The organism is Peribacillus sp. Aquil_B1 (genome assembly GCF_022603275.1).
GTDB lineage: Bacteria > Bacillota > Bacilli > Bacillales > DSM-1321 > Peribacillus.
Map to the genome: position 1 here is coordinate 110,713 of NZ_JAKXEE010000007.1, position 11,972 is coordinate 122,684.

Below are 11,972 nucleotides of genomic sequence, written 5' to 3' on the forward strand. Positions count from 1 at the left end.
GACCACTATGACCGTTTCTAGATGGAAGAGTGGGATATTGGTTTTAGTCGTCAGTCTTTTATTTCTTTCGACTGATATAAAGATGGTTTCGGCGGGTGAAAACCATGATCAGCTTTTTGTTTATATTGGCGATAGTTTAATGAAGGTAAAATCTGGCGACCTTGAGGGAGTATCGAAAAATATCGATCTATTCGAGCAAGATTGGCAAACGATAAAAACGGACAGCGAGAGTGCGAGGAAAGTCGACGAGAAGCTATCCGCTGTAAAAAGTGCTGTGAAAGACCAAGCCTCCACAAATGAAATCAAAAAGCGATTATCGGCTTTATCCAGTACACTTGTTATTTATGATACCAATGAAAACCCTGTTGACAAGACGGACTATAAAGAACGGTTACAAGCGATACTTCCATTGATAGATAAGCTGGAGGCTTTGATAATTGAAGGTGACTTTGATCAAGCTAAAGTTCAATATACCAAGCTTCTGAGCCAATGGACCGACGCAGAGGTCATTGTCCGGGAGAAAAGCGTTGCTGCATATGGTGAATTTGAAACGAAAATGGCCTTTGTGCGGATAGCGATTACCCAAGACCCTCCTGATTCGGAAAAAGCCCAAAAAAATCTAACTGAATTGAAGGGCCTAATCGAGGATTTCCTTGCAGGTAAAGTTGAAGAAGGAAGCCAGGAGAATACCTATTCCCTTGGGGATGTAACGCAACTTTTACAAGGAAGTGCAACGGATATCGAAAAGGGTGACATCGATTCTGCCGTTGATCAGCTAAATGAGATCTTGACAATTTGGCCTAATGTTGAAGGGGAGGTCTCCACAAGGGACAGCAAGCTTTACAGCGATATGGAAACGAAAGTCCCGACCGCAATCAGCCTATTGCAATCGAAAAAGGTAAAGGCGGAGGAAGCGAAGGGAATCGTTTCCGATTTAAACACAAGGTTACTCCCTTTAATTGAGGATACAGGTTATACAACATGGGATGCCGCTTTGATCCTTTTGCGGGAAGGGCTGGAAGCACTCTTGATAGTAGCTACATTGCTGTCTTTCCTAAAGAAAATCGGGCAAGCGGACAAACAAAAATGGATTTGGACAGGAGTGGGGGCTGGTCTAGTTGCCAGTTCCATATTGGCGGTCATAATCAATATCGTTTTCTCTCAAATAACAGCTGCGTCAAGCCGGGAATATATTGAGGGAATCACTGGGATAATAGCCGTATTGATGATGTTGACAATTGGTCTTTGGCTTCATGGTAAATCGAATGTCCATGCATGGAACCGGTATATCGGCAAGCAAATGAACCAAGCCATTGCGACGGGGAGCATCTTCTCGTTCGCTTTAATCAGTTTTCTATCCATATTCCGTGAAGGTGCCGAGACGATTATCTTTTATGCCGGTATGGCTCCTTATATGGAATTAAAGCAGCTGCTGAGCGGGATTTTCCTTGCCTTCCTCATTTTAGTGGTAATTGGTTTCATCATGCTGCGCTACAGTGTGAAATTACCGATGACCCTATTTTTTAAAGTGGCAACTGTACTCATTTATGCCTTGGCCTTCAAGATTCTTGGAGTTTCCATTCATTCACTTCAGGTTTCACAGGTGATACAGACAAATACGATCAGTTCCTTTCCGTTTGTAGAAACGATAGGTCTTTATCCAACAATGGAGACGCTGGTGCCGCAAGCTGTATTAATTTTGCTGATTGTATTGGCGACCATTTGGGTCAAAAAAAGTAATTCCCTACGTACAACCGAATAATAAAATGGGACTGACGAATGTCAGTCCCATTTATGTGTGGTATTAGCGAATAGATCGGCGATAGGAATATTGCTTCCATTGATAAAGGATGAAGCAGCCGATGCAGAATCCAAGGATGGCTATGAGAGAAGCCAATCCGACCATCAAGGTGAATATATAACCGGTAACATTCCAACCTAGTAAAGAAGATATGAATCCAAGTCCTAAGCAAACGACAGCTATGGCCTGGTTGAATTGTTGCTGTGAATGATCTTCAGGAATATATTCGGAGGGTTTCTTTTTAAGAAAAAGCTTGGCGAGACGCATCACTGGATTGAAGTTAAAGAGAAGACCTAAAAGTCCGGCAGTTAAAGGAATCACTAATATCCACATTTGTCCCGATAATAAGGCGGTGGCTACGCTTAACAAAATGACCCATTGATTCGTTCGTACTAAAGGGCGGGGAATGGAACGAATTTCACTCGTCATACCAATACCAACCTTCCTGATGTGTTTTATTTATAGTTTATCTTTATTTTAATCACTTGTGAAGTCTGACAAAATTATGCCACAACCTTATTTATAATAATTTTAATTTAGTATTGATTATCATTACGAAAGTAGTATAATATATATAACAAGCAAATAAAGTGAGGAGGACAGTATAAATGGTAGCAAAAGTTTGTGGAACATGCGGAACACCAATAAAAAAGCTAAAGCATTCTGCCCTTTGCCAATGCGGTCCTAAGATATTGAGCAATCAATTCTCAGTTAAAACAAAAAAATAAATTCGTGGATTAAATTATAAATTAAGCCGATTATTCAATTAATCGGTTTTTGTTTTTCCATTTGAAGGGTAAAGAGGGGTAATAAATATTTTTCATTTCAATTAAAATAATGTACGATTAGGGAACAGAATAAAACGTCATGGAGGAAAAGGCATACTTTCGGTTTGTCAAACCATCACGTGACGGTTAGGAGGGGTTATGTTGGGAACGAGACTTTAAAAATTGGCGAGTTGGCGGAAATGGCGAATGTTACGAAACGAACTGTAGATTATTATACGAACCTTGGCTTGCTTAAAGCAGAACGTTCTGCCTCCAATTACCGTTATTATTCAGTCGGTGAACTTGAAAGGCTTCGCCGTATCGAGGGATACAAAAGAGAAAACCTTTCATTGGAAGATATTAAAGACTTACTTAAGAAGGATAAAGAAACCGCATCAGCGATTGAGGAAAAAGGTCTTCAACTCAAGAATAAAATGGATGGCCTGAACGAGGAACTTCAGGAATTCATCAGCTTGATCGAAAAGGACGGAAAAAGTGAGTTTCTTCTAAAAAAACAGATATCCCGCGAAAGTATGGCCTTGATCCAATCATTGTTAGTGTTGCTGGTATGATTAAAATTTATCCCTATAGTTTTATGCTCAAAGGTGCATATTAACGAGATAGGCTAAAGGGTTTTGATAAGGCAAAATTCGCTTTTTGAAACGAAAATAACCATTTATACAGGAGGTGCTTGGGATTTAGCCGTACTGTCTAATCCAAAGGTCAGAAGGATGGGCACAATATGGCGAACCCGCACATATTGGAGATATTTATAAAATTATTAGCAGTAGCTGTATTAATAGCATTAACCGCATTTTTCGTTGCATCGGAATTTGCAATCGTGAAAGTCCGAAGTTCCCGAATCAATCAATTAATTGAAGAAGGGCATAGAAATGCCCTCGCAGCCAAGAAAGTGACATCACATATCGATGAGTACTTATCTGCCTGTCAATTGGGGATTACAGTGACCGCCTTAGGTCTAGGGGTGTTGGGTGAACCGACGGTCGAGGCGATCTTAAAACCAGTGTTCACTAAATGGGGATTAGAGGAGTCCGTAAGTCACATCATCTCGTTCCTGATCGCGTTCGGTTCTGTAACATTCCTTCACGTTGTTGTCGGCGAACTGGCACCGAAAACGGTTGCGATTCAAAAGGCAGAAGAGGTAACCTTGCTATTTGCAAAGCCGTTAATTCTCTTTTACCGAATTTTGTACCCATTCATTTGGTTACTGAATGGTTCTGCACGTCTCCTGACGGGCATGTTCGGATTAAAGCCTGCATCCGAGTCCGAAATGGCCCATTCGGAAGAAGAGCTGCGCATCATTTTATCGGAAAGCTATAAAAGCGGTGAAATTAACCAATCGGAATACAAATATGTCAATCAGATATTTGAATTTGATGAGCGTATTGCCAATGAAATCATGGTTCCGCGTACGGAAATGACCGTTATCGAAAAGGGCATGCCATTATTGGAAGTTGTTGAACTGATTCAAGAAGAACAATACACAAGGTATCCGGTCATAGACGGTGATAAAGATAATGTCGTGGGAATGGTCAATATCAAGCGACTTTATACAGCGACGATTACCGAAGATAATGTAACAGCTTTGACGGTGGATTCCTTTGTAACACCCATCATCCGTGTACTTGAAACGATCGCCATTCATGATTTGCTGCTGAAAATGCAGAAGGAACGGATCCATATGGCTGTTTTGACTGATGAATATGGCGGAACTGCCGGCCTTGTTACGGTTGAAGACATACTTGAAGAAATCGTCGGGGAAATCCGTGATGAATTTGACCAGGATGAACGTCCGCTCATTCAAAAGATCGATGAAGGGCATTATGTATTCGACGCAAAAACATTGGTTGAAGATGTCAATGATACCCTTGCGATCGATTTGCCGGAAGAAGATATCGATACTTTGGGAGGTTGGTTCCTGACAGGCAGATTCGAGATTGCGGTCGGGGACAAAATCGAATACGCCGGATATGAATTTACTGTAAAGGAAATGGACGGCCACCATGTTTTATATGTTGAAGTGAAGAAGATTAAATAAAACAGGATTACAACAAAAGCCGAAAGTGGAAACTTTCGGCTTTTATTTTGTACGAACAAGTCTATTCGGTGTTAATAACAATGATCAAGGCAGACTGTTACTTAATTGGAAAATGAATTCATTTAAATTAACGCAGTAGATAACAATTATAGCTTGGAAAATGTTAAAATTGACTTTGAGCAATGAATCTATCTATATATCATTTTAAAGTTTCAAAGAATATTAGGGAAAATTCTTCAAAAGTAATACTAATGATAGTATTAAGATTTATTTTGCAAAGCCGTTTATCGCGGGCTGGTATAAATAAGTATTGAAGGTGGGCGGAAAAATGGGTTTTAAGAAGAAGCAAATGCTGGGATTTGGTTTGATCTTGCTTTTCTTGGCTATTTTACTTTCTTTCATGATGGTTACGCTTAACAATTTAAAGAGCAGCATGACTGAAATAGTTGAAAATCGCTATGAAAAAGTTTCAGCTTCGATGGAAATCCGTCAGCTTTTTTCCAGGTCGGACCGTGAGATCCTGTTTGTAGCCAATGATGCAAACAAAGAAGAAAGAGCAGAGAGCCTCGAAATCATCAATGATAACCATAGTTTGATTGAATCAAAAATTGCCGGGTTATCAGGTTCGTTAAATAAGGCGAAAGCAAAGCAATTATTGAAAGAGTTCGAGACTCAATATGCTTCTTACTCCATAACGGAGGCTGAGATCATCCAAAAGGTAAAATCGGGAAACTCTCCGGATGAACTTTCAAGCCTGATGGAGGACCAAAGGGAAAAAAGAACGAAAGTCATCAGTACGATGGATGAATTTAAGGATTACCAAGAAGGTGTCATGAAAGATACCTTAAACAATTCGAAACAAACCTATGAAGATATGATCGGTTTTGTGATTTTTGCTGTTATTCTCAGCATTTTGGTTATTTCCGTAACGGTTGTTTGGATGATCCGCAGTACATCGAAAGATCTGCAATCAATTACGAAGGTCATCAAAAATATCGATTATAAAAATTTATCGGTCATACCAAGAGTTCCAGTTAGGACTACTGATGAAATTGGTGATATAGCGAAATCGTTCAACGAAATGGCGGGGTCGCTTGAAGTCTATAATCAAAAAGAGAAAGATTTCACCGAAAAGATCAGTGAACAGAACTGGATCCAGACTCGTGTTGCAGATATAGCTACCATGTATCAGCGCATTGTTGATGTGGAAGTTCTGGCTGACCGGTTCATCACAAGACTTGCACCGATGATGGGAGCTTCAATTGGAGCTTTTTACGTCAAACGGGGCGAGGGCGAGGATATGCGATTTGTGAAGCTTGCAAGCTTCGCGGGAGATGGCGAAGATTCAGGCAGACGTGAATTCCGTCTTGGCGAAGGTTTGATCGGACAATGCGCCCTTGAAAAGGAATCGAAAGTCATTGAAGATATCCCTAAAGATTTTCAACTGGTTACGACAGGATTAGGAGAGGTAAATCCGAAAAGTATTGTCATTGCGCCGGTCGTTTTTGAGGATGAAGTGGTGGCAATGGTTGAACTGGCAAGTTTGGAGGCCTTTACGAAGCTGCAAAAAACTTTCCTGAACCAGGTTCTTGATACTCTAGGCATCACGATCAATAATGTTGAGGGCCGGATGGAAATAGAGCGTTTATTGAAAGAATCACAAGCACAGACCGAAGAGTTACAGGCTCAATCGGAAGAATTGCAATCACAGTCAGAGGAAATGCAAGCCCAATCGGAGGAACTGCAGACACAGGCTGAAGAATTGAGAATGATCAATGAACAATTAGAAGAAAGAAATCGTGAAACAGAAGAAAAATCGAAAGAGCTTCAAGTCGCAAAACTGAATCTTGAAAAACAAGCGGAAGAATTAAAGTTAAGTTCTAAATATAAATCCGAGTTCATGGCGAATATGTCCCATGAATTGCGGACACCGCTCAATAGCATCCTGATTTTATCAGAAATGCTTTCAGATCCGAATGATAGTAAATTAAATGAAGAGCAACAGGAATTCGCTCGTGTCATTAACTCATCAGGTCAGGATTTATTAACGTTGATCAATGACATTTTGGATTTATCGAAAGTCGAAGTCGGAAAGCTTGAAGTGGTCTTTGACGAAATGAATTTGAGTGAGCTTCCAGAGCTGTTGCACCGTAACTTCGATCATGTAGCGAAGAAAAAGAACATTGACTTTATAATAGAAAAAAGTAAAAACGTTCCGGATATTTTCTTTACGGATGAACAGCGCTTCCAGCAAATTTTGAAAAACCTATTATCCAATGCATTTAAATTCACGGAAAAAGGTTCTGTGTCTGTCCAAATCAAAAAAGCTGATGAAGAAAATGTAGCACAATGGATCCAGACCAAAGGAGCTAGCAATTGGGTTGAAATTAAGGTGACGGATACGGGCATCGGAATTTCAAAAGAGAAGCAAAAACTTATCTTTGAAGCGTTCCAGCAAGGTGATGGAGCTACAATGAGAAAATATGGCGGTACAGGACTAGGGCTATCGATTTGCCGGGAGTTCGCCAAACTTCTGGGAGGCTGGGTCATTGTAGATAGTGAAGAAGGGCAGGGCAGCACCTTTACTTTCTTTATTCCAAGTATGCCAGAGGGCTTCAAAAATGTCGGCGAAGCAATAGCTGCTTCTCCAGAAGTGGCAGCAGCCAACCACGATGATTCTGCCGTGCCTTTTGAAAGTCAGGGAGAACCGGATGTAGTTATAGTGGATGAAGAAGATCGGGATAAGGTCAAACCATTCTGCAATAAAACAGTACTGGTCGTCGATGATGATCATCGTAATATATTTGCTCTGAAAAATGCGCTGAAGCATGAAGGGATGGAGATCCTTACAGCTGAAAACGGCTATGAATGTTTGGAACTCCTTGAAAAAGGAAACAATATAGATGTTATTTTGATGGATATCATGATGCCAGGCATGGACGGTTACGAAACGATGACCAGAATTCGCGAGCAAAGTAAGTTCGAGGATCTTCCAATCATCGCGCTAACTGCGAAAGCGATGAAAGGCGACAGGGAAAAGTGCCTGAAGGCCGGCGCTTCCGATTATGTCAGCAAGCCGTTAAAATTGGATCAGCTGCTATCCGTCCTAAGGGTATGGCTGACTAATTGATTGATTGATAGTACGGGTAAGGAAGGTTTTGCATGAAGGATACTTTAACGATTGAAGAAAGAGAAGATTTGGAAATCGAATTATTATTAGAAGCCATTTATTCCGTTTCGGGCTTTGACTTTCGCAAATATATGCGTTCTTCAATAAAAAGAAGAGTTGAAAATAGAATGAGACTGGACCATGTTCGCAGGATTAGCGGAATGATTGAAATGGTTTTATATGAAAAAGGGTATGTCGAGAAGCTTTTGAGAGATTTCTCAATAAATGTCACTGAAATGTTTCGCGATCCGGATTTCTTTAAAGCCTTTCGTTTAAATATTGTACCGCTCCTGAAAAAACTTCCTGAAATAAGAATTTGGCATGCGGGATGTTCAACCGGTGAAGAAGCCTTTTCCATGGCGATCATCCTCAAGGAAGAAGGACTTTATGATAAGGCGAGGATTTATGCCACTGATATGAATGATGAAGTCCTCCGTCATGCGGAAAAAGGAATATTGCCTTTAAATAGAATGCAGTCTTATACGAAAAATTATTTGCAAGCTGGAGGCAACCAGGAATTTTCGGAGTATTATACAACCGATTATCAAAATGCTTATCTTGATTCGAGTCTCCTTAAAAACATTGTGTTTTTCCAGCATAATTTAGTTACTGATGGTTCGTTCAATGAGTTTCATATTATCATGTGCCGGAATGTGATGATTTACTTTACCGGTGAATTACAAACCTACGTTAATCAGTTGTTTTATGACAGCCTTTGTAAAGACGGCTTTCTTGCGGTTGGCAGCAAGGAAACACTTCATACTTCATCCTTTTCGGAAGATTATGAGGACTTTGACTCAAAGGAACGAATTTATCGGAAATTGTAAAAAGAAAGAGTTCGCATATAAGCGGGCTCTTTCTTTTTAATGTAGTGCATTATTTTTCGTTTTTTTTTCATTTCTATGTTTAAGGTACCGGAAGAACGGGTATAAATAATGAGTTGGTCTCCAGATAGAATCACTGCCATGGTTTATTATTATTAAAAGAGACTGAACTTCGTTATAATATAATAGGAAAATCCCTTTAAGGGAGCTTTATGAAAGTACTGATCCATATAAAAAAGATAAATGTTGCCGCTCGATATAAGCCAAAAGGGGAATGAAAGAATGACGATTTTAATCGTAGATGATAACCAGGTTAACCTTTTCGTTATAGAGAAAATTCTAAAACGAGCTGGCTATACGGATTTTCTATCATTAACTTCAGCTGTTGAGATGTTTGAATATTTACAGGTGGATAGTCCGCAACCTAAAGAGACTTCAGTTGATATCATTCTGCTCGATATCATGATGCCGGAGATCGATGGGATAGAGGCGTGCAAGAGACTTCAAAGCATTCCTCACCTTAGGGATATACCCGTCATTTTTGTGACCGCCCTTGAAGATTCAAACAAGGTTGCCGAGGCACTTGATGTTGGCGGAATTGATTATATAATGAAGCCTATCAATAAAATAGATTTACTTGCGAGGATTCGCGTCGGGTTAAGACTTAAATATGAAAAAGATTGGCATAAAATGCAGGATGAAAAAATCCGCAATGAATTGGATCTTTCCATGCAGGTTCAAAGCGGTTTATTAAGTGAACCCATTATAAATGACCACTTAACGATAAGGGCATCCTACTTACCTGCGAATAAATTGGCAGGGGATATGTACTATTGGCACCGCATCGATGAAAGTCGGTATGGGATCATCCTGTTGGATATGATGGGGCATGGCATATCCGCCTCACTTGTTTGCATGTTCATTTCCTCCGTATTGAGGGATGCCATCAGGATACATACGGATCCGGTTGCAGTAATAAACGAAATGAATCGCTGGATGAGTACCCTTAATAAAGAAGATAATCCAGTGCATTATTATTTTACCGCGATTTATATGGTCATTGATACAGAGCAAAAGACTGTGGAATATGTGAATGCCGGACATCCTCCGGGCTTTGCTTTGATGGACGATGGGAAAGTGGCCTCTCTTTCAAAAGGGACATGTCCTGTTGGGTTCTTCAACGAAATGAAAATAGAGAAGTCCGTCATTCATTATGAAGAGAAGATTCAGCTTATGCTATATACGGATGGAGTCATGGAAGCGATAGATCGAGAAGGGACGGAAGGACTCGACCAAATAAAAGAAGCGGTCTCGACGAGATGGTTCGATTGTAAAGAATCTCCCCCTATCGATTTTTTGATGTCCCCGGAAATGCAGCAAGATCAACCTGATGATATGTGTGTTGTTGTTATCCAAGCAAATTAAAGAAGGAAGAGGCGGCAGATTATCTGCCGCCTCTTCTCTATAAAAGCGGATAACTTTTATATGAAGTGAGAATGTTTGTTAAGAGAGTGAATTCAATTAACGGTCATTTTTCAATTTGCCAATGCCATCCTGGAGATTGCCTTTTAATTTATCGACTTTACCTTCTGCTTGTAAGTGAGGATCATTTTTCGCGTTTCCGACTTGGTCTTTCGTTTCACCTTTAACTTTATTTACAGCACCTTTAACTTTGTCTGATAAACCGCTCATTATGTTACCTCCTTTTTCTTTATATACTGTATATACCCATGAAGTGTACGGATAAACCTGATTTATATGAAGAATGAGTTTAAGAAGCGATTATAGCCCTTTTACTTAACCTTTGAATGAACTGATATGACCGTTCAATGATATGATCTTTGTCATGATCCAACGAGGCCACATGATATGAATTTTCAAGTGGAGCCATCTCCTTATCCCCGGATATGACCGTATCGTAAATCTGATAGGAACAAGAGTCTGGTACAACGTGATCTTCTGGAGAATGGAAGATAAGTATCGGGCACGAAACGTCTATTAGTTTTTGACTGGCATGTTCCATTATATCAAGTAATTGATTAATCGCTTTTAACGGAACCTGGTCATTAGTGATTTCTTTAGTTGTATCGTCTTTTATGTCAGGTTTACCCTCAGGAACGAAGCGTGGAACCGATTGGTTACGGTATATTTCATATTCAGGAACTTGGAGAGCGGCATTGATGGTGAGAATTCCATCACAAGCCACTTTTGTAGCTAAATCGAGAACAAGGGCGCCTCCCATTGATTGACCGATGGCGAATACATGGGTGCAGGTTCTTTTTAATTTTGCATAAGCCATTTCAACATCATGTATCCATTCCTTATAATGACTCGTCTCCATTTCATATTCATCCGTCCCGTGGCCCGCCAGTCGAGGAGCGAAGACAGTAAAGCCTTTGGCGGCGAATTTTTCACCTAAATACCGTACGCTTTGCGGTGTTCCGTTAAAGCCATGGCAAATAAGAATGCCGATAGAATTGCCGGGTAAGAAAAAAGATTCCGCCCCTGGTATTACCATTGCTGCTGTCATAATCCCATCTCCTTTAATTAGCTATGTTTTATTGTATGAAATTAAAATTAACTATTCCGATTATTTTACTTGGTTATATAATAGCATAATGAAAATTGCGAAGTCAACTTGGTTATATGCCAAATTTCATTATTAACAGGCATTAAAAAAGGATACAAAGATCCTTATTGAATGTGTGCTGCCATTCTTACCGTTATATAAGTACTGTCTTGGCATTGATGATAAACAGAAGAAGCTAATAACCGGTTGCATGGTATAAATAAAAGAAAAGGAAAAAAACGTTGACTTTAAACTGAAATGGGATTAATATAAATAAGCACCAACTAAGACAAACGAAAAACTTCATCGCTTTTGGCTGATAGCTGAAAGGAATAATAACTATTGACTTCTTACTATGAAAATGATAAGATGAAATGGTCGCTGAAAAACACAGCGATTTAAAATAAGTTAAAAACTTCGCAGAAGTTGACAACTAATCAATAAGATGTTATGATGAATAAACAGCCGTTCGAAAGAACGATTGTGAAATTGCTCTTTGAAAACTGAACAAAACAAAGCGCCAACGTTAAATTTTAAGTGAGCACACACTATCAAAAAAGCAAATGAGCAAGTCAAACATTTCTTCGGAGAGTTTGATCCTGGCTCAGGACGAACGCTGGCGGCGTGCCTAATACATGCAAGTCGAGCGAATCGACGGGAGCTTGCTCCCTGAGATTAGCGGCGGACGGGTGAGTAACACGTGGGCAACCTGCCTATAAGACTGGGATAACTTCGGGAAACCGGAGCTAATACCGGATACGTTCTTTTCTCGCATGAGAGAAG

9 protein-coding genes and 1 rRNA gene are annotated in these 11,972 nt (G+C 40.0%); 7 read left to right on the plus strand and 3 right to left on the minus strand.

Annotated elements, in window-relative coordinates; all coding sequences use genetic code 11:
* The first annotated feature begins 7 nt into the window (after positions 1-7).
* A complete protein-coding gene (locus MPH60_RS25945; RefSeq protein WP_241594342.1) occupies positions 8-1,762 on the plus strand; it encodes an FTR1 family iron permease in 1,755 nt (584 codons plus the stop codon).
* Positions 1,763-1,804: 42 nt separating this feature from the next.
* Here the strand turns inward: MPH60_RS25945 and MPH60_RS25950 are convergent, their stop codons facing one another.
* A complete protein-coding gene (locus MPH60_RS25950) occupies positions 1,805-2,230 on the minus strand; it encodes a DUF4395 domain-containing protein (RefSeq protein WP_241594343.1) in 426 nt (141 codons plus the stop codon).
* 478 nt (positions 2,231-2,708) lie between these two features.
* Between MPH60_RS25950 and MPH60_RS25955 the strand changes: the two genes are divergently transcribed.
* The 5 genes from MPH60_RS25955 (at position 2,709) to MPH60_RS25975 (ending at position 10,045) form a co-directional block, all read left to right on the plus strand.
* Positions 2,709-3,140 (plus strand): MerR family transcriptional regulator, encoded by a 432-nt coding sequence (locus tag MPH60_RS25955; protein WP_336275427.1) that lies wholly within the window; start codon positions 2,709-2,711, stop codon positions 3,138-3,140.
* A gap of 188 nt (positions 3,141-3,328) precedes the next feature.
* On the plus strand, positions 3,329-4,627 hold the full coding sequence (locus tag MPH60_RS25960) for a hemolysin family protein (protein WP_241594352.1): 1,299 nt from the start codon (positions 3,329-3,331) through the stop codon (positions 4,625-4,627).
* 328 nt (positions 4,628-4,955) lie between these two features.
* Positions 4,956-7,757: a response regulator gene (locus MPH60_RS25965; RefSeq protein ID WP_241594345.1), complete on the plus strand. Its 2,802-nt coding sequence runs from the start codon at positions 4,956-4,958 to the stop codon at positions 7,755-7,757.
* A gap of 32 nt (positions 7,758-7,789) precedes the next feature.
* Entirely contained in the window at positions 7,790-8,623 is an 834-nt protein-coding gene (locus MPH60_RS25970) for a CheR family methyltransferase (protein WP_241594346.1), read from the plus strand.
* Positions 8,624-8,902: 279 nt separating this feature from the next.
* The gene (locus MPH60_RS25975) at positions 8,903-10,045 is read left to right on the plus strand and encodes a PP2C family protein-serine/threonine phosphatase (protein ID WP_241594347.1); all 1,143 of its coding nucleotides are present in this window, start codon (positions 8,903-8,905) and stop codon (positions 10,043-10,045) included.
* 96 nt (positions 10,046-10,141) lie between these two features.
* On the opposite strand, the gene MPH60_RS25980 is transcribed toward MPH60_RS25975, so the two are convergent.
* On the minus strand, positions 10,142-10,312 hold the full coding sequence (locus MPH60_RS25980; RefSeq protein ID WP_098866101.1) for a CsbD family protein: 171 nt from the start codon (positions 10,310-10,312) through the stop codon (positions 10,142-10,144).
* 79 nt (positions 10,313-10,391) lie between these two features.
* Positions 10,392-11,150: an alpha/beta hydrolase gene (locus tag MPH60_RS25985; protein ID WP_241594348.1), complete on the minus strand. Its 759-nt coding sequence runs from the start codon at positions 11,148-11,150 to the stop codon at positions 10,392-10,394.
* A 620-nt stretch (positions 11,151-11,770) separates the two neighbouring features.
* Between MPH60_RS25985 and MPH60_RS25990 the strand changes: the two genes are divergently transcribed.
* A 16S ribosomal RNA gene (locus MPH60_RS25990) occupies positions 11,771-11,972 on the plus strand; the annotation flags it as partial.